Annotated in this window: 20 protein-coding genes; 5 read left to right on the top strand and 15 right to left on the bottom strand. The window is 72.5% G+C overall.

Annotated features, from left to right (window positions below; translation table 11 throughout):
* Window positions 1–6 precede the first annotated feature (6 nt).
* The 12 genes from IEX37_RS12540 to IEX37_RS12485 all read right to left on the bottom strand — a co-directional run bounded on the left by IEX37_RS12540 (window position 7) and on the right by IEX37_RS12485 (window position 13,369).
* On the bottom strand, window positions 7–1,116 hold the full coding sequence (locus tag IEX37_RS12540; protein WP_188756615.1) for a type 2 periplasmic-binding domain-containing protein: 1,110 nt from the start codon (window positions 1,114–1,116) through the stop codon (window positions 7–9).
* Between the two features lie 160 nt (window positions 1,117–1,276).
* Window positions 1,277–3,880, bottom strand: a complete 2,604-nt coding sequence (locus IEX37_RS12535) for a hypothetical protein (RefSeq protein ID WP_188756614.1) — start codon at window positions 3,878–3,880, stop codon at window positions 1,277–1,279.
* Entirely contained in the window at window positions 3,877–5,604 is a 1,728-nt protein-coding gene (pstS, locus tag IEX37_RS12530) for a phosphate ABC transporter substrate-binding protein PstS (RefSeq protein ID WP_229663251.1), read from the bottom strand. The genes IEX37_RS12535 and pstS overlap by 4 nt, the downstream gene beginning before the upstream one ends.
* Window positions 5,601–6,833, bottom strand: coding sequence for a phosphate ABC transporter permease PstA (pstA, locus tag IEX37_RS12525; RefSeq protein ID WP_188756613.1), 1,233 nt, complete (start codon window positions 6,831–6,833; stop codon window positions 5,601–5,603). The genes pstS and pstA overlap by 4 nt, the downstream gene beginning before the upstream one ends.
* On the bottom strand, window positions 6,830–7,957 hold the full coding sequence (pstC, locus tag IEX37_RS12520; RefSeq protein ID WP_229663250.1) for a phosphate ABC transporter permease subunit PstC: 1,128 nt from the start codon (window positions 7,955–7,957) through the stop codon (window positions 6,830–6,832). The genes pstA and pstC overlap by 4 nt, the downstream gene beginning before the upstream one ends.
* Before the next feature lie 219 nt (window positions 7,958–8,176).
* Window positions 8,177–9,055 carry a CPBP family intramembrane glutamic endopeptidase gene (locus IEX37_RS12515; RefSeq protein WP_373286267.1) on the bottom strand — a complete coding sequence of 293 codons (879 nt, stop codon included), beginning with the start codon at window positions 9,053–9,055 and terminating at the stop codon, window positions 8,177–8,179.
* A gap of 2 nt (window positions 9,056–9,057) precedes the next feature.
* A complete protein-coding gene (gene trmB / locus IEX37_RS12510) occupies window positions 9,058–9,867 on the bottom strand; it encodes a tRNA (guanosine(46)-N7)-methyltransferase TrmB (protein WP_188756611.1) in 810 nt (269 codons plus the stop codon).
* A gap of 95 nt (window positions 9,868–9,962) precedes the next feature.
* Complete coding sequence (locus IEX37_RS12505) at window positions 9,963–10,478, bottom strand: hypothetical protein (RefSeq protein ID WP_188756610.1); 516 nt, start codon at window positions 10,476–10,478, stop codon at window positions 9,963–9,965.
* A gap of 32 nt (window positions 10,479–10,510) precedes the next feature.
* On the bottom strand, window positions 10,511–10,954 hold the full coding sequence (locus tag IEX37_RS12500) for a DUF6392 family protein (RefSeq protein ID WP_188756609.1): 444 nt from the start codon (window positions 10,952–10,954) through the stop codon (window positions 10,511–10,513).
* Window positions 10,951–11,700 carry a hypothetical protein gene (locus IEX37_RS12495; RefSeq protein WP_188756608.1) on the bottom strand — a complete coding sequence of 250 codons (750 nt, stop codon included), beginning with the start codon at window positions 11,698–11,700 and terminating at the stop codon, window positions 10,951–10,953. The genes IEX37_RS12500 and IEX37_RS12495 overlap by 4 nt, the downstream gene beginning before the upstream one ends.
* 9 nt (window positions 11,701–11,709) lie before the next feature.
* Window positions 11,710–12,426 (bottom strand): WXG100 family type VII secretion target, encoded by a 717-nt coding sequence (locus IEX37_RS12490; protein ID WP_188756607.1) that lies wholly within the window; start codon window positions 12,424–12,426, stop codon window positions 11,710–11,712.
* 103 nt (window positions 12,427–12,529) lie between these two features.
* On the bottom strand, window positions 12,530–13,369 hold the full coding sequence (locus IEX37_RS12485) for a DUF3097 domain-containing protein (RefSeq protein WP_188756606.1): 840 nt from the start codon (window positions 13,367–13,369) through the stop codon (window positions 12,530–12,532).
* 254 nt (window positions 13,370–13,623) lie between these two features.
* Between IEX37_RS12485 and IEX37_RS12480 the strand changes: the two genes are divergently transcribed.
* The 4 genes from IEX37_RS12480 to IEX37_RS12465 all read left to right on the top strand — a co-directional run bounded on the left by IEX37_RS12480 (window position 13,624) and on the right by IEX37_RS12465 (window position 17,953).
* Window positions 13,624–15,696 (top strand): TPM domain-containing protein, encoded by a 2,073-nt coding sequence (locus IEX37_RS12480; RefSeq protein ID WP_188756605.1) that lies wholly within the window; start codon window positions 13,624–13,626, stop codon window positions 15,694–15,696.
* 113 nt (window positions 15,697–15,809) lie between these two features.
* Window positions 15,810–16,547 carry a PspA/IM30 family protein gene (locus IEX37_RS12475; protein WP_188756604.1) on the top strand — a complete coding sequence of 246 codons (738 nt, stop codon included), beginning with the start codon at window positions 15,810–15,812 and terminating at the stop codon, window positions 16,545–16,547.
* Between the two features lie 84 nt (window positions 16,548–16,631).
* On the top strand, window positions 16,632–17,501 hold the full coding sequence (locus IEX37_RS12470; RefSeq protein WP_188756603.1) for an arginase family protein: 870 nt from the start codon (window positions 16,632–16,634) through the stop codon (window positions 17,499–17,501).
* Entirely contained in the window at window positions 17,498–17,953 is a 456-nt protein-coding gene (locus tag IEX37_RS12465; protein ID WP_229663249.1) for a Fe-S oxidoreductase, read from the top strand. The genes IEX37_RS12470 and IEX37_RS12465 overlap by 4 nt, the downstream gene beginning before the upstream one ends.
* A gap of 7 nt (window positions 17,954–17,960) precedes the next feature.
* Here IEX37_RS12465 and IEX37_RS12460 read toward each other — a convergent pair whose 3' ends face one another.
* From IEX37_RS12460 to IEX37_RS12450, 3 genes are read right to left on the bottom strand one after another with little or no spacing between them, the layout of a single operon-like run.
* Window positions 17,961–18,464 (bottom strand): SIP domain-containing protein, encoded by a 504-nt coding sequence (locus IEX37_RS12460; protein WP_229663248.1) that lies wholly within the window; start codon window positions 18,462–18,464, stop codon window positions 17,961–17,963.
* Between the two features lie 59 nt (window positions 18,465–18,523).
* On the bottom strand, window positions 18,524–19,240 hold the full coding sequence (locus IEX37_RS12455) for a tyrosine-protein phosphatase (protein WP_188756602.1): 717 nt from the start codon (window positions 19,238–19,240) through the stop codon (window positions 18,524–18,526).
* Between the two features lie 47 nt (window positions 19,241–19,287).
* Window positions 19,288–19,776, bottom strand: a complete 489-nt coding sequence (locus IEX37_RS12450) for a carboxymuconolactone decarboxylase family protein (RefSeq protein ID WP_188756601.1) — start codon at window positions 19,774–19,776, stop codon at window positions 19,288–19,290.
* Between the two features lie 191 nt (window positions 19,777–19,967).
* Here IEX37_RS12450 and IEX37_RS12445 point away from each other — a divergent pair, with 191 nt between their 5' ends.
* Window positions 19,968–20,900: an alpha/beta fold hydrolase gene (locus IEX37_RS12445; RefSeq protein ID WP_229663247.1), complete on the top strand. Its 933-nt coding sequence runs from the start codon at window positions 19,968–19,970 to the stop codon at window positions 20,898–20,900.
* Window positions 20,901–20,923 lie beyond the last annotated feature (23 nt).

Raw genomic sequence — 20,923 nt, 5'->3', positions numbered from 1 at the left:
GGGGTCTTAGCCGTCGACGTGCGTGCGGATGATGGAGGTGTCGCTCGGGGCGAGGAAGCCGAAGCGCGACTTCACGGCGCCGGCGGTGGAGATGAACGTGCCGAAGTTGGTCAGGCTCTGCGGCACCGCCGGGTTGAGGACCGCAGCCAGGTCGGCGTCGTAACGCGGGTCGGCCGGGTTGATGCGCGCGTACTCGGCGATCAGGTAGGTGTTGCGACCGAACGACGAGTTGTAGAAGGCGCTGCTCGCGGCAAGCGTCGTGGTGCCGGTGGTCGGCGAGACGCCGTTCGGGCTGCCGAGGTGGACATCGCTCGCGATCGTGTTGACGCCGGCGGCGCCGTTCTTCTGGGCGATCCACGCCGCAGCCGAGAACGGCACGATGACGTTGTTGTAGCCGGCGAGCACGGAGCCGTTGTTCTCGGGGATCGTGTTGTTCTCCGTCACGACCGTGTTGCCGACCGTGCCGACGCCGATCGACGAGAGGAAGAACGAACGCGTGCCGGACGCGCTCTGCGGGATGAGCGCGGTCACCTCGACACCGTTGATGTTGACCTTCGAGCCGTTCGCCTCGTAGATCTGACGCAGCTGCGCCGTCGTGAGGCTGCCCAGGCGGGGGTCGCCCTTGTAGGCGTACGCCACGGCGTCGCGGCCGAACGGGATCCACGCGAGCTTGCCATCGGGGTGGATGACGTTCGCGGCCGGGGCGCTCGACGAGCGGGCGATGTCGACCTGACCGGCGATGGTCTTGGCCGGGATGCTCGGCGACGTGTTCTGGCTGAACGGCGTCGTGCCGTCGATCGAGGCGCGCAGCGCGTTGACACCGGCGCCCGAACCACCGGGACGGGCGAAGACCGGACCGCCCGACTTCGTCTGGATGCCCTCGGAGCCGAACGCGTCGAAGTTGCCGAGCGTGCGGCCGCCGGCGAGGACGCGGACGTTCGCGCCGGAGATGGTCGTGCCGTTCGTCAGCGCGTTGACCGACTCCTGCAGCGTGTCGGAGCCCGCGATGACGTAGCTCTGCGAGACCGGCTCGGCGTGCGCGGGCGCACCGACCGCGAGCGTCGCGACGAGGCCGAGGGCCGCGCCGAGCGCGATACCCTTCTTGGTGAGTTTCATTGCTGAAGTTCCCTCTCTTGGGAGTTGACGGGGGATGGGGGCCGAGACTCACGGGCGGGCCCGCGTGGCTCGTCGATCGGCGCCGGCCGTAGCCGCGGTCGGCACCGCGTGGGGCGGGACGTCGCCGCAGACGGCGTCCCGCCTTTCACGATTGAGGGCGTCAGGAGGGCCACATCGCCCTCCGACGCGAGAGAAGGGCGAACGCCACGGCGCCCGCGACGCTGCCGACGACGCTGCCGGGAAGCAGCGTCACCGCCGCCGCGGTCTCCGGGTCGTCCGGTGTGGCCGCACCGGCGAGCGCGCCCGCGGGGGCCCCGATGCCGGAGGGGTCCGTGCCGGTGGGGGCAGCGCCCGGCGCGGCGGTGCCCGCCGCGGCACCGCCCCCGCTGGCACCGGCGATTCCGGCACCGCCCGCCGCGGGGCTTCCCGAGCCGCCGCCGACACTCCCCCCGCCGGATCCGCCGCCCGCAGGGTCGGTGGGATCGTACAGCCGCCCCGTCTCGATCCGGTCAGCCGCGGCAAGCGCGAGGTTCCGCCAGCCCTCCGGCAGCGGCGCGTAGCCCGCCGGAAGCTGACCGTCGCTGGTGCCGCTCACCTGTCCGGCCTGCACCGCATACCGGATCAGAGCGGCGTAGTCGGCCCGCGCCGCCGCATCCGCGGCGAGAGGCGTAATCGCGGCGTACACCGGCAGAGCCAGCGGATACGCCGTGCGTGCCGCCTTCGCGGCGGCCGAGTTGGGCTCGAAGTAGAGGACCTGCGGCTGATCGGGGTGGCGCTGCATGGCCGCCGCGGCGGCGAGCAGGGATGCGTCGGAGGGCGCGACGAACTCGCCCGCCGGGTTGCGCAGCGCGGCCTGGCGCACCTGGTACTTCTGGGCCGCCGCCGTGTGGGTCATGCCGAGCACCTGGTGGAAGCCCGGCAGGGTCCGCGGCGTGATGTCGAAGCGCGGCGGCGCGGCCCCGGGGTTCCACTGCGGAACGCCGGCATCGCCGCGGAGCACACGGTAGGCGCCGTTGTCCAGATCCGCGATGTACGGGCGCCACGCGACGGCGTCGAGCACGCCCTCGCCCGCCGCCTGATGGGTGACGGGATCCGGCCGCGGGAAGTCGAGTCGCGGCACTTCGAAGGCATAACCGGTCGGATTGATCGCGGGGTCGGTCGACGCGTACGGGTTGACCTTCATCCCGTACTCGTCGGGTTCACCGGCCAGGAAACTCCGTGCCTCGGCGTCGGCGAGGATGTACGACCACACCGCCCACGCGCTGTCGGAGCGGTCGGACGCGACCAGCACGTCGGACAGCGACGCGGCGTTCAGGAGCTGCCCCTGCCACTCCGGACCGTTGATCGCGAGGAACTCGGGGTCCCTCACGATGTTGTACGGGTTATTGCCGAGGTGGCTGAGATCCGCTCCCGAGGGCAGGCTGCTCTTGTAGGAGGAGGTGAGCAGCTTCGCGAGCAGCCGCGGCGTCAGCCGCAGCGAGGTGAAGGGGAGCTGAGCCCGTGCCTTGGCCACCGCGGGCGCGTCCTCCGCCGGGTCGCCGTCGACCGCGAACGCAATGGACACGCCCGTGAGCGCGACCGGCGCGTATGCGAGCCGATCCAGTTCGTCCGACTCGAGCGGCCGGGAGGCGAAGGCGAGCGGTCCGCGGCCCTCGTTGGCCTGCACCAGCGCGTCCGCCTCGTTGGTGATCAGGGTGCTGTAGATCGCGCCGCCTTCGCGAGAGCACAGCGCAGGCTGCCACGACGAGAGGGCCATCACCGTGAGCTCGCTGCCGACCACCCGGCGCTCGGCCGCACCGATCGCGCAACGCTGCTCGAGCGGCTTGAAGTCGAGCGGCACGGCGACGTGATGGCGCCAGTTCTGCCACAGCAGGGGCGACTTCGTGACATGGTCGGGCGTGCCGACGTCGGAGGCCCCGCGGGGGACGATCACGATCCAGCCGGGGCGCCCGCTCACGCTGCCATCGGGGTTCTGGATCACAGCGCCGCCGCCGAGGCCAGGGGCGAGGTCGCCCCGCTGCACCTCGAAGTTCACGGCACCTGTCCCGTCTGCGCCGGAGCCCGCCCAGACGACCTCGTTCGTGGTCGTCCGCGTGAAGAACTGGTTGCTGTCGACGTCGACACCCGGGATCAGACGATTCCTGGTCCAATCCTCCGGGTCGGCCTCCACGCGGGAGATGACGGTCTGCTGCGCATCCGCGGCGCGGAACGGCACGATCACCTGGGTCGGGTTGACGAATCCGGAGCCCGGGACCGCGAACGGCCGGTCCTCGGGGGCCACGTCATCAACACTGGGAAGGACCGATCCCCTCCCCTGCCCGTTCGCCGAGAACGAGCCGGCCTGACAGGTCGTGCGGTCCGGCCGCGACGGGTTCTCAGGGTCCGTTCCCCAGCACTGGAACACCTGGAGGAAGTTGCGCCCGGCCGAGTACTGCGAGCTCTTCTCGGAGCGGGCGGCACCGCGCCAGCTGACCTGGATGCCCTGACTGACGAGATCAGCCGTCTGCGAGATCGTCACCTCGAGGTCCGGGAAGGGGGACTCCTGCCAGTTCGGGTCGTAGTCGCGCGCCGAGATCGTGACGGACGACCCGGTCGCCGCCGCAGCCGGCGAAGTCGGGCCGACCGCCAGCGCCTGGAACACGGCGCCGGCCACGACGCCGACCGCGACGCTCATCGCGAGCGCGCGCCCTCGGGGACGGTGCGTGCGAGTCATGGTCTTCTCCAGCGGATGAGCGGATGTGAGCGAGCCGGCCGCATCGGTCATGACTGCGACCCCCCGCGGAGTCGGTGTGAGCGTCGCATGACCAGCGGAGGCGCCACGGCGGCCAGCACGATGAGCCCGACGATCCCGGCCAACAGGACGCCCTGCAGCATCGGCGCGCCGGCGGGATCGAATCGCTGGGCGTTGCCGACCGCGAGGGGAACGCCGTCGGCCCCGAGGGCGCCGTCCGCCGTGATCGGGTTGCCGTCGGGGTCGTACTGGACCGCGCCCCCACCGGCCGCGCCGCCGCCGGAACCCCCCGCGCCGGCCTGACCCGCGCCGCCGGCGCCGCCACCGCCACCGGCCGTGTTCTCGCCGCCTCCGGCACCGTCACCGGAGCCACCGGCGCCGCCACCGGGGCCGGCAGCACCGCGACCGGGACCGCCACCGGCACCCCCGGTGCCGACCGTGCACTGCTGCGGCCCCTGCCGGTCGCAGTTGGGCGGCATCGGCGCCTCGGCGGCGAGGCGGTTGTTCGAGGGTGAGTCCCCCGGACGGAACGTCGGATTGTTGCAGCGGTCGATATTGATGCCCACTTCGCCGGCACCGGGGATGCGCTCGATCTGCTTCGAGCCCGCCATCACGAGGTTCATGGGCAAGGGCGAGTACCCGAGGTCGTCCGCCTGCTGCTGCCCCTCGCACAGCACGTACCGCGTGAACGCGCCGAGCGTTTGGCCCTTCGCCTCGCTGAACGTGCCGCTGACCGTGGTCGGCACGATCATGTAGGAGTAGCTGGACAGCGGGTAGCTGCGCGGGTCGCCGTTTCCGTAGACCCCGTCGAGGATCTGCGTCAGATAGTCCGGCGAGCCGGGATCCTCGTTGATGCGCGCCTGCAACAGGGCGACCGCGACGGCCGATGCCGTCGGCTCGACGTAGTACCCCGCGCTGTTGAGCACCTTCGCGACCGGAAAACCGGCCTTGACGGCGTACGAGTACTCGACATACGTGATCGCGCCCTCACCATGGTTCTGCCGGACGTAGCCCGAGACGCCGTCCGACCGCCCCTGCGCCTTGGCGTTGCCGTAGATGGGGTATTGCGACGTCATACCGCACGACTGGCCGGCCGACAGCCGGCCCGCCCTGACGCAGAAGTCGTTCCACAGCTGCGGGTACTGCTTCGACATCCACAGCGTGAACTGCGCGCTCGTGCCGGAGCCGTCCGAACGCACCACGGGGATGATCTCCCGGTCCGGGAGGGCGATGCCCGGGTTGTCGGCCTGCAGCGCGGGGTCGTTCCAGCGGGTGATGACGCCCGTGAAGATCTTCGTGATGTTCTCACCCGAGAGGCGCAGGTTCGTCACCAGCTTCCCGCCCACCCGGAGGTGGTACATGAACGCGGTGCCGCCTGCGACGATCGGCATGTAGGCGTACGGGCGCGTCGGGCGCTCGGCTTCCGCGCCGGGCAGCTCCGGCACCGTCTGGAAGGGGATCTCGCTGACGGCGAAGTCCATGCCTCCCCCGATGAAGTCCTTGCGGCCACTCGAGGATCCGTTGCCGCTGAAGTCGACCGTCATGCCGTAGTTGCTCTGGACGTTGCGCCGCCACTGCGTCATGGCGTTCTCGGACCAGGTCGAGCCCGACCCGTTGATGCGCGTGTACGAGGGCGCTCCCGCCTGCGCCGACGACGCCGCGCCGGGCGCCACGAGGGTGCCCAGGGCGAGGCTCGCCATGGCCAGCGCACCGGCGATGGCGCGCCAGCGCCGTGCTCGGATCGCCTTCCGCGTCATCGGTTGCCTCCTTCGCGTCCGCTCGTCATGCGCTGCAGGTCCTCCATGGAGCGTCGGCGCACCCGGCGCCGCTCCGCTTCCGACAGCTCGCCGGGCTTGCGCCCGCCCAGCACGCGGGCAAGCACGAACAGTCCGAGGACCAGCAGGAGGAGCACCGCCGCGGTCCCGAATCCGCGCGCGATCATGTTCGGCTCGGGCGAGCCGACGAGCGCGAAGATCTGGAGCGGCAGCGAGATCATCGGGTCCTGGAACGGGTTGAGGTTGAGCACGGCGGTGATCCCCGACGTGAGCAGCACCGGGCTGGTCTCGCCGATGCCGCGCGCGGTGCCGAGAATCACCGACGTCACCAGCCCGGGCCGCGCCGTCGGCAGCACCACGTGCCACACCGTCTTCCAGCGTCCGGCGCCGAGGCCGTACGAGGCCTCGCGCAGGTTGTGCGGCACGAGGCGGAGCACGACGTCCGCAGCGCGGATGATGATGGGCAGCATCATGACCGCGATGGCCAGGGCGGCCGCGAAGCCGTTGCGTTCGAGGGTGACGAGCTGGATCACGGCCGCGTAGACGAAGAGGCCGGCGACGATCGACGGCAACGCGGTCATGGCGTCCGAGATGGTGCGCACGAAGCGGGCGAAGCGTCCCCCGACCTCGTTGAGATAGATGGCCGTGCCGATCCCGAGGGGAACCGTGATCGCCAGCGCGATGCCGATCTGGATGAGCGTTCCCACGATCGCGTGGAGGACGCCTCCCACGTGCAGCGGATCGAGAGGTCCCGCGACCTCCATCGTCTGGGTGAAGAGATTGAGGTGTCGCAGGGCCGGCCAGCCGCTCACCAGCGTGAACACCACGATGAACAGGAGCGATCCGAACAGGAGTGTGCCGGCGCTGTACAGCAGCACCGTCACGACCCGGTCGACGACGTGCTCGCGGTCGTTGCCCGTGCGGGCGAGGAGCACGTACAGGCCGAGGAACGCGAGGAACGCGACGACGAACCACCCGATGATGCCGGTCAGGGGCGCAAGCCACCCGAACAGGAGGAAGGCGATCGCACAGCCGCCCACGACCGCGCCGACGACGTTGAAGACCTCCTCGCGCGTGGATCCGCGGAGGTTGCGCCGGGGCGCGATCGGTGCCGTGCGCTGCGGCAGAACCGTCGCAGGACGGACCGGTCCGGAGCGGGGTGCCGTCTCGTTCGGCGGAGAGGCGACCGGAGGGTCTACGACGGTGCTCATGTGCTCTCTGCTCCCGAGCGCGAACGGGCGACGATGGAGGAAGCGGTGAAGTTCACGACGAGGGTCATGAGGAACAGGACCAGCCCGGCGGCCATGAGCGCGGACAGACCGAACTCGCTCGACTCTCCGTACCGCAGGGCGACCAGCGCCGACACCGAGTTCGTGCCGGTCTTGAGCACCTGCCAGTTGATCGTGAAGATCGGCGAGATGATCATGTACACCGCGATGGTCTCGCCCAGCGCGCGACCGAGGCCGAGCATCGTCCCGCCGATCACGCCGCCGCGTCCGAAGGGCAGCACCGCCGCTCGGATCATGCCCCAGCGCGTCGCGCCGAGCGCGAGGGCGCCCTCGCGCTCGCCGTCGGGGGTCTGAGAGAACGCCTCGCGCATGACCGACGTCTGGATCGGCACCACCATCAGGCCCACGACGATCCCGGCGATGAAGGCGCTGGACGTGAAGGCGCTCGCGGTGGTGAGCTGCGCGCCGTCCGCGTCGGTGACGGCGAAGACGGGGATCCAGCCGAAGTTGATCGAGATCCACTGGCCCACCGGGATCATCGCGCCCTGCAGGAAGTAGAAGCCCCACAGGCCGAACACGATGCTGGGCACCGCGGCCATGAGGTCGACGAGCGAGATCAGGAACGAGCGCACCTTGCCCCGCAGCACCTCCGACAGCAGCAGCGATGTCCCGAACGCGAGGGGCACGGACACGACCAGCGCGATCAGCGCGATGCTGACGGTGCCGAAGAGCACCGCCGCCACACCGAACCTGCCGGCCTCGGGCATCCACTCCTGTTCGAACAGGAAGTCGATACCGGCGACCTGGAGCGCGGATCCGGCACGCAGCGACAGGAACAGCCCGACCGCGAGCATGATCGCGACGGTGATCCCGCCGGCGGCGTACGCGAGCCTGCGGAAGACCGAGTCCGTGAGCGACGAGCGCGCCTTGAGGCTGCGACGAGCGGGCTGCGGCGCCGCGGGCGTGCCGCCGTCGCCGCTCCCGCCGTCGCCGCTCCCGCCGGGGGGAAGCCCGTCGGACGCTCGCGCGTCGTCGCCGGGACGTGCGGGGGCGCCCTCGGGCGCATCGCCCGGGGCGATGCCGAGCTCGTTCAGCGCCTCCTCCAAGCGCGCAGGCGCAGGCGGAGGCGGCGACACAGAGTGCCGTTGCATGGGGGAGGTTCCGTTCTCGCTTCACTCGGGCGAAGAAGCGAGATCAGGATGGCAGGGCGGAGGGATCCAATGGGCGCCGCGCAGGCGTCTGAACCGCGAACGATAAGTGAACGGATGGCGACAAGGTCCACGGGCGCGGCGCGCCTCCCGCGGCGGCCGGCCGGATTCCCACTGTCAGACCAGGAACAGGAGGTCCAGCATACCGGGATTATGCGCGTGGACCAGCACGAGGAACACGACGGCGTCGAACAGCAGGTGAACGGTCACGACGTAGGCGAGCGAGCGCGTGCGCAGGAAGATCACGCCCTGGAGCAGGGCGAACGGGATGGTGAGGAGCGGCCCCCACTCGCGATATCCGAGCTCCCACAGGAACGACACGAACACGATCGCCTGCAAGCAGTTCGCGGCCGCATCCGGCAGGTGACGCCGCAGCAGCACGAACACCGTGCAGATGAAGAACAGCTCGTCCCAGATCCCGACCGCGCCGACGCCGACGAACAGCCGCGCCATCAGATCGGCCGTGTCGACGACCGGCCAGTTGCGGTAGACGCCGCTCGTGATGAAGTAGAAGGGCAGGATCAGCCACCCGAGCGCGACCACCGCCAAGAGCCAGGCCCACTGCAGGCGCGTCCAGCGCCCGCCGCCGCGCCAGGGGAAACGGATCGCGTGATCGCGATAGACGAACCGCGAGATCAGGTACGGCACGGCGACGGCGCCGCCGAGCACGACGGTGAACCGCAGCATGGCGGCGTCGTCGAGCTTCGCCTCGAGGGACATGACGCTCACGATGCCCATGCCGATCGCGATCAGCGACAGGTCGCGCAGCAGACCGGGGCGACGCGCGCCCGCCCCCAGCGGCTCCGACACGCGTCGCCGGCGGTCGGAGATCGCCCCCACGGCGAGGCCCGCGGCCAGCAGGGCCGCCCCGAGCCATCCGATCTCCACGACGAAGAAGGCTGGCGCGGCGAGGCACACCAGCAGGCCCGCGACGAGCACGAGCGGATCGAGGCTGCGCGCGGCGGGTGCCGGCGCGTGCGTTCCCCGGGCGGCCACGGTCAGCCCCGACCGATCCGCCGGTACGCGAGGTCGCGGATGTCGCGTCCCTTCGCGAGCCCCTTGCGCTCGAACGCGGTCATCACGCGACCGTCGAAACGCGGCGCCCATTCGCCCGCGAAGGCGCGGTCGAACTCCGGCGCTTCGTCGAGCACCTCGCGCATCTGCAGCGCGTAGTCCTCCCAGTCGGTCGCCAGCCGCAGCGCTCCCCCGTCCCGCAGGGCACGCGCCCCCGTGGCGCCGAACCCCGGTCGCACGAGGCGGCGCTTCGTGTGGCGCTTCTTGTGCCACGGGTCGGGGAAGAACACCCACACCTCGTCGGCGGCCCCTTCGGGCAGCAGGGTCTCGAGCACCTCGGGGGCGTTCGCCTCGACGAGCCGGAGGTTGCGCACACCGGCGCGTTCGGCGTCGAGCATCGTGCGCGCCAGGCCCGCGCGGAACACCTCGACCGCGAGGAAGTCGTGGTCGGGCCGCGCCTGCGCGGCGGAGACGATCGCGTGCCCCTGTCCGGAACCCACCTCGACGACGAGCGGCGCGGTGCGGCCGTAGACCTCCGCCGGGATCAGGCGGGCAGCCGGGTGGACGGAGGTCGAGGCGATGTCGCGCGGCACGTCGAGCACGTAGAACGGCGCGAGGTCGGTCCAGGCTCGCTCCTGCGCCTCGGACATGCGGCCGCTCCGACGCACGAACGACACCGGCTGATCGCGGAAGCGGCGCTCGGATCCGTCGGGGCCGCGGGACTCGGGCTCCGTCGGTGCCGGCGCGTGCGGGTCGGGCGCGTGGGGATCGGGCTCGGCGTGCGCGGGGGGCATTGTCCCAGGGTATTCGCCGCCCCCTCCGAGCTCGCCGAGCCGCTCGCCGGGCCGCACAGCCAGCCGCCCACCCAGCCGCACAGCGGGCGGCGGGCTCACGCGGGCCCGACGCCGCGCAGCATGACGCTGAGGGAGACGACGCGGTCGTCGGCGAACTCGACGTCGAGGTAGCGATCGTCCAGCCGGTAGAGCGCGTGCGCGACCTCCGCCTGCGTCGGCGCGCCGAGCGCGGCCACGACCTCGCCGCGCGAGGCGGGCAGCGGGAGCCCCTCGAACAGCGCCTCGGGCCGCGGGTAGGAGCCCCCGCCGTCCGGGGCGGCGATCCACAGGAGCGCGCCGACCAGCACGCCCTCCCGGAACTGGAGGTCGGCGCCGTTCGGACCGAACACGAGGTACTGCCATTCGACGCCGCCCCGCTCGGTGCGGTGCCGCTCGTAGCGGGGCCCGACGAGCCCGATGACGTTCAGGACCTCGAGCGAGCCCTCGCGTGTGCCGAGGGCGTCCAGGAAGACGGAGATCTCGCCGGCGATCGGCGCGGTCGCCGGTCGCCGCGGTGCGGGGTCCGCGGATGCGTGGCCCGCCGCCCCGGCCTGCGTGACGTCGTCGGACATGGATCCGTCTCCTTCGCTGCCGTGCCGCACGGCTAGCGCGCCGCCGGGTCGCGCAGCATCGCCGTCACCTTGACGAGCGCGTCGTCCCGGAACTCGGCGTGCACGAAGCGCCCCGAGGCGGCGAACAGGTCGTACGCGGGCTGCGAGCGCACCGGTTCACCGAGCACGGCAGCGATCTCGGAGCGCGGGGATCCGGGCGCCACGCCCTCGATCAGCGCATCGGGCCTCGGGTACGGGGCGTGGGAGCGGTCCCCCGCGAGGAAGACGAACACCGACGACAGCACGCCCTCCTTCACGAGGAACTCGACTCCGCCGGCCTCGGAGATCAGGTACCGCGCCGTGTGCACGCCGTACGGCTGCTCGTCGACCTCGAGCTCGGTGCCGACGAGCGCGACGGCCGCCGCGAAGGGCGCGCTGTCCTCGGGCGTGCCGAGCGCGTCGAGGAACGTGGTGATGTCGCCCGCGAGTCGCGTCATCTTCCTAGCCTCCCATTCCGTTCGCGCAGTCTGTCAATGACGTCGTCGATGGTCTCGATGTCGTAGTCGCCCGTGTCGATCAGGTTCTCGCGCAGCACGGCGTAGTCGCGCTCGGCCGCCGCGGGCAGATCCCGGGCGTCGAGGTCGATCTGCTCCTGCGTGTTGCGCCCGCGGAAGGTGCGGCTCTGCGCGTGCAGCTCGTCACGCAGCTCGACCGCGATCGCGTCGTTGTGCAGATCCCGGATCTCGTCGCGCGTGAGCTCGCGGCCGAGCTCGATCTCCTTGGCGCGGATGATGGCGGCCGACGACGGAATGTGATCGTGCTGCAGGCCGTCGCCCACGACCTCCCGGTTACGCAGTTCGCGGTAGGTGCCGACGTCGAGCTCCTGCACCGGCCCGTCAGGCGCCGTGTCGGGGCCGAGATCGGGTGCGAGGTCGGGTGCAGCGTCGCGGCCGAGGTCGGGTGCAGCGTCGGGTGCGGCGTCTCTGGACGCGTCGACGCGGACCTCGGCCTCGGTGCGCACAGACGCCGCGTCCGCGTCGACGGCGCCGGCCGCCGTGCGGTTCGGCCGCGGCGCGTCGACCGCGTCGCCCAGCTCGGTGTCGGTCTCCTGGTAGGCGCGACGCTTGTCGCGCAGGTCGGCGCTCGTGCGCGCCATGCGCGCCTCGAACCGGTCCGCGACGCGACGCAGGTGCAGCGGCAGGTCGTCGAACACGTCCTTCAACGCACGGCTGAGGCTGGACACGGCTGCTCCCTATGAGGCGAAGATCGGCAGGGCGGAGACCCGGGAGGCGAACGCGATGCCGATGGCGCGCTGCTCAGCGCCGCACTCGTCCATCGCGTCGGCGATCGCGTCCATCACGGCGAAGTCCACGTCGACGGCCGGCACGTCCGCGCCGCCGGACACGAGCGGGGCGTCGACGATCGCGTCCGCGAGGTCCGCGATCGTCCCGGCGAGCGGCTCGACCACCGCCCCCAACGCTTGCGCCACCACCTCGGCCACGGCCAGCTCGGTCACGACGTCCAGCGCCTTCTTGCGCGCCACGATGATCGCGGCGTTCGCCGCGACGCTGACGCCCGCGGTCGCGACGGCCGTCGCCGCTGCCGCGGCCAGCTGCGCGGCGGTGATGGCGAGCTCGGCGACGACCTTGGTCTTGAGGGCGACGACGGCGTCCGCGATCAGCTCGATGCCGTCGGCGACCCCGGGCAGGGCGCCCAGCAGCGCGTCCATGTTCTGCGTGCGGTTCTCGGTCCAGGCCTCCAGGTAGGCCAGCGCGGCCCTCGATTGGAACCCGGCCGACAACTCGCCCGCGATGCGCGCGTCCATCGCGTCGAGCGTGCGCTGCAGGTCGTCGCGCAGCTCGCGCACGAGCGCCGCGGCCTCCCGCACGGCGTCCTCGTCCACGTTCGGCCACTCGTAGCCGAGCATGTCGAGCACGAAGTCCAGCTCCCCCGGAACCGTGATCGCCACCGTCTCCCCCTCGCCGGTTCGTCCCCTCGCGGCTCTGCGCACACGATAGGCACGCCGCCGGACGGAGCGGCAGGAGGAGAACTCCCCATGCGCCCGCGGGACGTCAGTCCTGGGGCACCGTCACGAAGTCGATCAGCTCCTCCACGCGGCCGAGCAGCGCGGGTTCCAGGTCGCGGAAGGACGTCACGCTCCCCAGGATGCGCTTCCAGGCGCGCGCGATGTCGGCATGGCTGTCCGCGGGCCAGTCGAGTCCGCGGCAGATGCCGGTCTTCCAGTCGGTGCCGCGCGGCACCTCGGGCCATCGCGCGATCCCGAGCGCCTGCGGGCGCACGCACTGCCACACGTCGACGAACGGATGGCCGACGATGCGCACGTGGCGCCCATGCGGCCCGCGTGCGACGCTCTCGGCCACCCGCGACTCCTTGGATCCGGGAACCAGGTGGTCGACGAGCACGCCGTAGCGCCGCGTGGCGCTGGGCGGCTCGGTCCGCAGCAGCTCGTCGAGCAGGTCGATGCCCTCCAGGTATTCGACCGCCACGCCCTCGGCGCGCAGGTCGTCGCCCCAGACGCGTTCGACGAGCTCGGCGTCGTGGCGCCCCTCGACGAGGATCCGGCTCGGCAGCGCGACCCGCGCCGGCTGATCGGCCACGGCGAACGACCCGGACGCCGTGCGCCGCCGGCCGGCCGGTTGTGCGGCGGGAGCGACGAGTTCGACCGGCTCGCCGTCGATCAGGAAGCCCTTGCCGAGCGGGAACACCCGGCGCCTGCCCTTGCCGTCCTCCAGTTCGACGTGCTGCCCCTCGCGGCGTGTGACGGCGCCGCAGAACCCGTCACCGGCGACTTCGACGACGAGGTCGATCTCGGCGGGGACGCGCGCGACCTTCTTCGCCCCGCGCTCGCGCCATCCGGCGGCCAGCACGTCGCTCCCGTAGCGGTCGTCCATCGCCCTCTCCCCTCCGCGCACGCCGGCGCGACCGCCCAGCCTAGAACCTGTCCCCGACCGGCCGCGCTCGGCTCGCGGCGCGTCGCCGGCGCCGCCCGCCCGTGTCCCACTTCCTGCCCCAGGATGTCCCACTTCGTGCCGGTATGCGCCCGCAATACCGACCCCAAGTGGGACGCGGGCGACGGCCTGTGCGCGCATGCCGCGATCTGCATAGGATCGGTCACGGAGCCGGACGGCCCGCGGAGGGAGAGACGATGCGAGCGCGAGCAGGCGCGGGCGGGCGCCGGATCGTCGCCCTGGTGGCGGCCGTCACGATGGCCGCCAGTGCGGTGCTGGCGGGCACAGCGCCGGCGTTCGCGGAGGATCCGGTGGAGCTGCGGCCCGGCTTCGTGCACGACGCGGTCGACGCCCTCACGCCCGCGGAAGAGGAGGCGGCGCAGGAGCGGCTGGATCGTCTCAGCGCCGAGACGGGCCACGACCTGTGGGTCGTGTTCGTCGACCGCTTCACCAATCCCGAGGCGGCGAACGAGTGGGCCGACGAGACGGCCATCCGCAACGGACTGGCCGACGACCAGTACCTGCTCGCCGTCGCGACCGAGGGGCGGACGTATTTCCTCTCCTCCTCCTCGGCGGGTCCCGTGAGCGACGCACAGGTGGGCGAGATCGAGCAGTCGCTCGAACCCCACCTGCGCGCCGAGGACTGGGCCGGCGCGATCGACGCCGCCGCGGCGGGGTTCGAGGCCGTGGCAGCGCCCGGCACCGGTGAACCCGGAGGGGGCGGCGCCGGTTCGGCCGGCTGGACGATCGTGCTGCTCGTCGTCGCGGTGCTCGCCGTCGTCGCGGTCTGGATCGTGGTCGCCCGCCGCCGTTCGCGCGCGCCGGCCGCGAAGGGCACCAGCGAGCCGCAGGTGCCCACCGAGGAGCTCGCGCGCCGGGCGTCCTCCGCTCTGGTCGCGACGGACGACGCCGTGCGCGCGAGCGAGCAAGAGCTCGGCTTCGCGGTCGCGCAGTTCGGCGCGGACGCGACGAGCGAGTTCGAGCAGGCCCTCCAGACCGCCAAGGCCGAGCTCGCGCAGGCGTTCGAGCTGAAGCAGAAGCTCGACGACCACGAGAAGGACACCGAGGAGGAGATCCGCGCGTGGAACGCCGAGATCGTGCGGCTGTGCGAGTCGGCCTCGGAGACCCTCGAGCGCAAGCACGCGGCGTTCGATGAGCTGCGGCGCATCGAGCAGGACGCCTCCGCCGCGCTCGTCGCCGCGCAGCAGCGCCGCGGCGCGGCGGAGGGGACGGCGGAGCGCGCCGGGGCAGCCCTGGCCGAGCTGGCGGACCGGTATGCACCGGCCGCGCTCGACACGGTCGCCGACAATCCCGCGCAGGCGCGGACGCGGCTCGAGTTCGCCGACGAGCAGCTCGCGCGCGCACAGGAGCTGGTGGCGACGGGACAGTCCGGTGAGGCGGCCGTCGCGATCCGCGCCGCCGAGCAGGCGACCGCGCAGGCGGCGCTGCTCGAGCAGGCGGTGACGGATCTCGCGGCGACGCTCGCGGACGCCGAGCGTCAGGCCAACGAGCTGCTCGCCGACCTCGAGCGGGACCTGGTGCGCGCGCGTGCGCTGCCGGCGTCGCCGGAGGTCGCCGGGGTGGTCTCCGCGGCCGAGCGCGCCGTCGCCCAGGCACGCGAGAACCTCTCGGGAACGGCGCGCCGCCCGCGCGTGCTGCTCGCGTCGCTCGAGCAGGCGAACGCGCAGCTCGACCAGGTCGTCGGCAACGCCGAGCGCACCCAGCACATGCTCGCGCAGACCCTCCTGCAGGCACGCAGCCATCTGACGGCGGCCGAGGAGTACATCGCCGCCCGCCGCGGCGCCGTGGGCGCTCAGGCGCGCACGCGCCTCGCCGAGGCCGGTGCCGAGCTCTCGCGAGCGGAGGCGCTGGGAGCGGCGGATCCCGCCCAGGCGCTCCCCCGCGCCCAGCGCGCGCTGCAGCTCGCCGCGCAGGCGTCCGAGCTCGCGCGCTCCGACGTCTCGTCCGCCGACTGGGGCACGATGCTCGGCGGCGGCGCGGGCGGGGGGCGCCGCGGCGGCGGCATGACCGAGAGCATCGTCGGGGGAATCCTCGGCGGCCTCATCAGCAGCAGCCTCAACAGCGGCGGCCGCAGCAGCGGCGGTCGCAGCAGCGGCTGGGGCGGCAGCTCCTGGAGCGGCGGGGGACGCAGCAGCAGCGGCCGCAGCGGCGGCAGCTGGGGCGGCGGCCGGTCGACGCGATCCGGCGGCGGCAGCTTCGGGCGTTCGGGCGGCGGACGCGGCGGGCGGCGCGGAGGAGGCCGGTTCTGATGTCCCCCGCTCGCGATGCGCGCCGACGCCCCGAGCACCGGGCCTCTCGCGTTCCCCGGCACCGCTCTTAGACTCACCCTGAGCTCAACATCACGCCACACGAAAGGCACACCATGGCAAAGCAGTCCATCTTCGGGCGGATCTCGACGCTCGTGAAGGCGAACATCAACGCCATCCTCGACCAGGCCGAGGACCCGGAGAAGATGCTCGACCAGCTCGTGCGCGACTACACCAACAACATCGCCGACGCCGAGGCCGCGATCGCGGAGACGATCGGCAACCTGCGTCTGCTCGAGCGCGACCACGCCGAGGACAAGCAGGCCGCCCTCGAGTGGGGCAACAAGGCGCTCGCCGCCAGCCGCAAGGCCGACGAGCTGCGCGCCGCGGGCGACACCGCGGGCGCCGACAAGTTCGACGCGCTCGCCAAGGTCGCGCTGCAGCGCCAGATCTCGGCGGAGAACGACGTCAAGACCGCGGCTCCCCAGCTCGCGGCGCAGAACGAGGTGGTCGAGAAGCTCAAGGCCGGCCTCAACGGCATGAAGGTCAAGCTCGAGCAGCTGCGCGCGAAGCGCAGCGAGCTGCTCGCCCGGCAGAAGACCGCCGAGGCGCAGGCGAAGGTCGTCGACGCGGTCAAGTCGATCGACGTGCTGGACCCGACGAGCGAGCTCGGCCGCTTCGAGGAGAAGGTCCGCCGCGTCGAGGCGCAGGCGCAGGGCAAGGCGGAGCTGGCGGCGTCGAGCCTGGACGCCCAGTTCGAGAGCCTCGAGGACCTCGGCGAGCTCACCGAGGTCGAGGCGCGGCTCGCGGCCCTGAAGTCGGGCGGCCAGCCCCAGGGTCAGATCGGCGCCTGACGCTCCGACGCGCACGAAGGCCGCCCGCCACGCCGGGCGGCCTTCGCCGTCCTCAGGCGCGGCGCGAGGAGGCAGGATGAGTGCATGGCACGCTTCGTGATCGTCCCGCAGTGGCAGGGGTCGCCGTCGTCGCGCGCGATGTCGTTCATCGACGGCGCGGAGGCGATCGCGGGCGATCTGCCGCGATCGGCGTGCACCCGGGTGCGGGTGCCGCTCGAGGCGGGCGAACCCCTGGACACGGGTGTGCTACGGGCGAGCTCGCTGCTGCGGACGCAGGACGCGATCCGCTCGGCGCTCGCGGATGTGCCGTCACCGGCGATCGTCGTCGGCGGCGACTGCGCGGTGTCGGTCGCCGCGATCGGGCACGCGCTCGAGCAGGGCCCCGAGCCGATCCTCGACCCGGGCGTCGCCGCCGGGCCGTCGGAGCCCGAGCCGATGGCCGTCGTGTGGTTCGACGCCCACGGCGACCTGCACACCCCCACCACCTCCCCGACGCGCGCGTTCGCCGGCATGGCGCTGCGGGCGGTGCTGGGTGAGGGCGCGCCGGGGCTCGCCCTGCCGCGGGGCGCCGTCGCCGCGCGTGACGTGGTGCTCGCGGGCGTTCGCATGCTGGATCCCGAGGAGGACGAGCTGCTGGCTCGTTCGGCGATCACGACGCTCGCCCCCGCCGACCTCTCGCGGCCCGAGGCGCTCGCCGACGCGGTCGCGGCCACGGGCGCGCGGCGGGTCTACATCCACGTAGACCTCGACGTCATCGACCCGGCCCACATCACGGGCGTGTCCTCCCCGGAGCCCTTCGGGGTCGAGCCCACGGCGCTCGTCGCGGCGATCGCGGCTGTTCGGAGCCGGTACCCCCTGGCGGGCGCCACGATCGCGGGATTCACTCCGCGCAGTGCGGGGGCCGCCGTCGAGGACATGGGGACGATCCTGCGGATCATCGGAGCGCTCGCGTGATCGAGTCTCTTCCCGCGGAGCTGCGACCCGCGGCCGAGCGCGCCCTGCGCCGCGGCGAGCGCATCGACCGGTTGATCCCGCGCGTCCTGCTCGACTCGCCCGTCAGCCTCGCCGGCTACGCCTGGGGCACGCTCGTCGGCTGGGTGTGGGGAGCCCTGTGGAGCACGGGCCCGGTCGAGCGCCGCGCCGGGTTCTGGGTCTTCCGCGGCCTGCCGTCGTGGGCGTATCCGCGCGGCGGCGTCTGCGTCGGGGGCTGCTTCCTCACGGGCGACGGGCGCGTCACGCCCGCGCTGCTGCGGCACGAGGGCGTGCACCGCGAGCAGTGGCGCCGCTACGGGTTCCTCATGCCGCTGCTCTATCTGCTGGCCGGACGGGACCCCCTGCGCAACCGCTTCGAGATCGCTGCGGGGCTGCAGGACGGCGGCTACCTCCGGCGGGTGCGCCCGCGGTGAGCGCGCGTCAGCGCGCGTCGAACAGCCGGAACCGCTCGGGCGTGTGGATGCGGGCCGGGTCGATGCCGAGCCGCTCGGTCAGGTGATCGGCGATGTCGGCGGTCCCGACGTAGCCGCCGAGCAGCTCGATCCGCGTCTCGTCGCCCTCGGCGCACAGCATCTCATCGGCCCACGCGGTCACGGCGCGCGTGAGAGCGGCGCCCGACGGGCACGCGCGCCCCGTGCCCGCCTCGCCGCTGCGCGACGAGCGGTCGAGCCAGGTCACCACCATGCGCGGCGGCACGGGAAGCGCATCGATCCACCGGGAGTCCGGAACCTCCACGAACACGCGGCCCGTCGAGCACAGCGGCAGCGTGGCGAGCAGCGTCGCGAGATCGACGAGCGAGTGCTCGTCCGCGGCGATGAGGTGCTGCACGCGTGTGTGCCGCTGGGAGCGGCACGCCGCGGCACTGTGCTCGACAGCGGCGGGGCCGCCCGAGCCGTGCGTCGCGGACATCTCGGAGGTGGTCATGATCCGACCAGTCTATCTCAACTCAGGCATGCCTCACCTTACCGGCGAAGATTCCCGGCTCACTCCGCGATCAGCGTGCGCCGCAGTAGCGCGAGCTCGCCGTCGTCCATGCCGTGCGCGCGGAGGTAGCCCTCCGCCGATCCGTGCTGCGCGCGTACCTCGTCGAGGATGCCGCGCATGACGGGCGCGGGCGAGCGCGTGGCGAGCTCCTCCAGGTTGCGCGCGGACGGATACGCGGCTCGAACGCGCGCCGTGACCTCGGCGTTGCGCCAGGCGGGCAGCATGCTCTCCGTGCGCGCATAGTCCGCCACCACCGCGTCCTCGTCGACCCCCGACGCGGCGAGCGCGAGCGCGACGGTCATGCCGGTCCGGTCCTTCCCCACCGTGCAGTGGACCAGGACCGGCTGCGCCCCGAGGATCCCCCGCACGGCCGTCACGATCCTGTCCCCCGAGCGCGCGAGCAGCAGGCGGTACAGCTCGGTCAGTGACAGGTCCTCCACGAAGAAGGACGCGAGAGACCCCAGGAACAGCGGCACCCTCAGCGTCTCGACATCTCCCACACGGCTCGGCGCGTGGGCGACCTCGTCGTCCGAGCGCAGGTCGACCACGCGCCGCACGCCGAGTCGACGGAACGCCTCGGCCCCGGGCGCCTCCACGGCGGCGAGGTTGCCGGAGCGGTACAGGACGCCGTGACGCGTCCGTCCGGCGCGTGCGGGCAATCCGCCGACGTCGCGGAAGTTGACGGCTCCGGGGACGAGGCTCTCGGAGGCCGACATCGGGCCTCCGCTCGTCGAGGGTTCGGACGCCTCACTCATGGCGCGATTCATGCGTCCGCGGCCTCGCGCGACGGCGCGCTCCGGGGCGGCACCGGGTATCGTCCCGCGATCACGACACGGTTGAAGGCGTTGATGGACACGCACAGCCAGCTGATGCCCAGGTACTCCTTCTCGCTCAGTACGGCGCCGGCGCGCTCGTACACGTCATCGGGCACTCCGCCGCGGTGGATGAACGTGAACGCCTCGGCGAGCTCCAGTGCGGCGCGCTCCCGCTCGGTGAAGACCCCCGACTCCCGCCACACGGGCACCTGGGTGAGCTCGTCGGCGGACAGGCCCGCAGCGACCGCCCTGTCGGTGTGGACGCGGGTGCAGTACGCGCAGCCGTTCAGCTGGGAGCAGTGCAGGAGCACGAGCTCCTTGAGACGCTCGTCGATCCCGTTCTCCCTGGCGATGCCGCCGACGGTGCGCGAGAACGCGTCGAGGCTCTTGTACGCCTCCGGCTCGGACTTCGACAGGTGCACCCGCAACTGCTCCATGCTGCCACCCTACAGAGGCCTCGCGCCGCGCGACCAGGAATCGACCGCGGATCATTCTGCCCACGCTATGATCGTTAATCTCTTCAAAACGGTCAAGTATGACGTTTTATAGTGGCCATAATGGCTCCCGATTTCCGCGCGATGCTCGAACGGCGGCACAATGGTCGCGTCCAACCCCGACCAGGAAGCCGGTGACCCGCGTGACCGAGAGCCGTGAGCCGCTCACGAGCGAGTTCGCCTACCTTCCCGGGCAGGCCGAGCGGCTCGGGCTGGAGGCACCCTCGGCACGACGCCTCACGCTCCCGCTCGACGACGGCAGGCTCCTCTCCGCCATCCGCTACGGCGAGGGCGCGCCTCGGGTCGTGCTGCTGCACGGCGCGGGCCTGAACGCGCACACGTGGGACGCGACGGCCATCGCGCTCGACGACGGCGCGATCGCGATCGATCTGGCCGGCCACGGCGACTCCTCCTGGCGCGACGACGCCGACTACGCCCCCGGCACGCTCGCTCCCGACGTCATCCGGGGCCTCGAGACCTGGACCACCGGGCCCGTCGTGCTCGCGGGGCACTCGCTGGGGGGCCTGACCGCGGCCGCCGTCGCGGCCGCCCGCGCCGACCTCGTGCGGGCCGTCGTGATCGTGGACATCACTCCCGACATCGACGCGAGCCCCGGCCTCGAGCACCTGCGGCGCTTCTACGAGCAGGCCGATTTCCCGTCGCGCGACGCGGTGGTCGAACGCGCGCAGGCGTTCGGGCTCGGCGGCTCGCTCGAGGACACTCGACGCGGGGTCTTCCTGAACACGCGCGTGCGGCAGGACGGCCGGGTCGAGTGGAAGCACCACTTCGCCCGCATCGCGCAGCACGCCCTCGCCCCGGCCGCGGATCAGGCGCCGGGCGGAGCGTACGCCCGATCATGGGACGACCTCGCCGCGCTCCGCGTCCCGCTGACGCTCGTGCGGGCCGAGCGGGGCTTCGTCGACGCCGCGGCGACGGCCGAGCTCTCACGCCGCGTCCCCCATGCCCGCGTCGTGCCGCTCGACGCCCCGCACAACGTGCAGGAGGTCGCGCCCGTCGAGCTCGCGCGTCTCCTGCGTGGCCACGCCGACGGGTCCGCCGACCGGTGATCCCCCTCCTCTCTCCGCGCTGC

The sequence above is a fragment of the Microbacterium album genome, from assembly GCF_014643695.1.
Classification (GTDB): domain Bacteria; phylum Actinomycetota; class Actinomycetes; order Actinomycetales; family Microbacteriaceae; genus Microbacterium; species Microbacterium album.
This window is presented reverse-complemented; position numbering and strand designations above follow the sequence as displayed.

What these genes read in the sequence shown, in the direction of transcription:
- IEX37_RS12540 (WP_188756615.1), bottom strand. Translation starts at nt 1,116, where the DNA reads ATGAAACTCACCAAGAAGGGTATCGCGCTCGGCGCGGCCCTCGGCCTC.
- IEX37_RS12535 (WP_188756614.1), bottom strand. Translation starts at nt 3,880, where the DNA reads ATGACCGATGCGGCCGGCTCGCTCACATCCGCTCATCCGCTGGAGAAG.
- pstS (WP_229663251.1), bottom strand. Translation starts at nt 5,604, where the DNA reads ATGACGCGGAAGGCGATCCGAGCACGGCGCTGGCGCGCCATCGCCGGT.
- pstA (WP_188756613.1), bottom strand. Translation starts at nt 6,833, where the DNA reads ATGAGCACCGTCGTAGACCCTCCGGTCGCCTCTCCGCCGAACGAGACG.
- trmB (WP_188756611.1), bottom strand. Translation starts at nt 9,867, where the DNA reads ATGCCCCCCGCGCACGCCGAGCCCGATCCCCACGCGCCCGACCCGCAC.
- IEX37_RS12505 (WP_188756610.1), bottom strand. Translation starts at nt 10,478, where the DNA reads ATGTCCGACGACGTCACGCAGGCCGGGGCGGCGGGCCACGCATCCGCG.
- IEX37_RS12500 (WP_188756609.1), bottom strand. Translation starts at nt 10,954, where the DNA reads ATGACGCGACTCGCGGGCGACATCACCACGTTCCTCGACGCGCTCGGC.
- IEX37_RS12485 (WP_188756606.1), bottom strand. Translation starts at nt 13,369, where the DNA reads ATGGACGACCGCTACGGGAGCGACGTGCTGGCCGCCGGATGGCGCGAG.
- IEX37_RS12480 (WP_188756605.1), top strand. Translation starts at nt 13,624, where the DNA reads ATGCGAGCGCGAGCAGGCGCGGGCGGGCGCCGGATCGTCGCCCTGGTG.
- IEX37_RS12475 (WP_188756604.1), top strand. Translation starts at nt 15,810, where the DNA reads ATGGCAAAGCAGTCCATCTTCGGGCGGATCTCGACGCTCGTGAAGGCG.
- IEX37_RS12470 (WP_188756603.1), top strand. Translation starts at nt 16,632, where the DNA reads ATGGCACGCTTCGTGATCGTCCCGCAGTGGCAGGGGTCGCCGTCGTCG.
- IEX37_RS12460 (WP_229663248.1), bottom strand. Translation starts at nt 18,464, where the DNA reads ATGACCACCTCCGAGATGTCCGCGACGCACGGCTCGGGCGGCCCCGCC.
- IEX37_RS12455 (WP_188756602.1), bottom strand. Translation starts at nt 19,240, where the DNA reads ATGTCGGCCTCCGAGAGCCTCGTCCCCGGAGCCGTCAACTTCCGCGAC.
- IEX37_RS12450 (WP_188756601.1), bottom strand. Translation starts at nt 19,776, where the DNA reads ATGGAGCAGTTGCGGGTGCACCTGTCGAAGTCCGAGCCGGAGGCGTAC.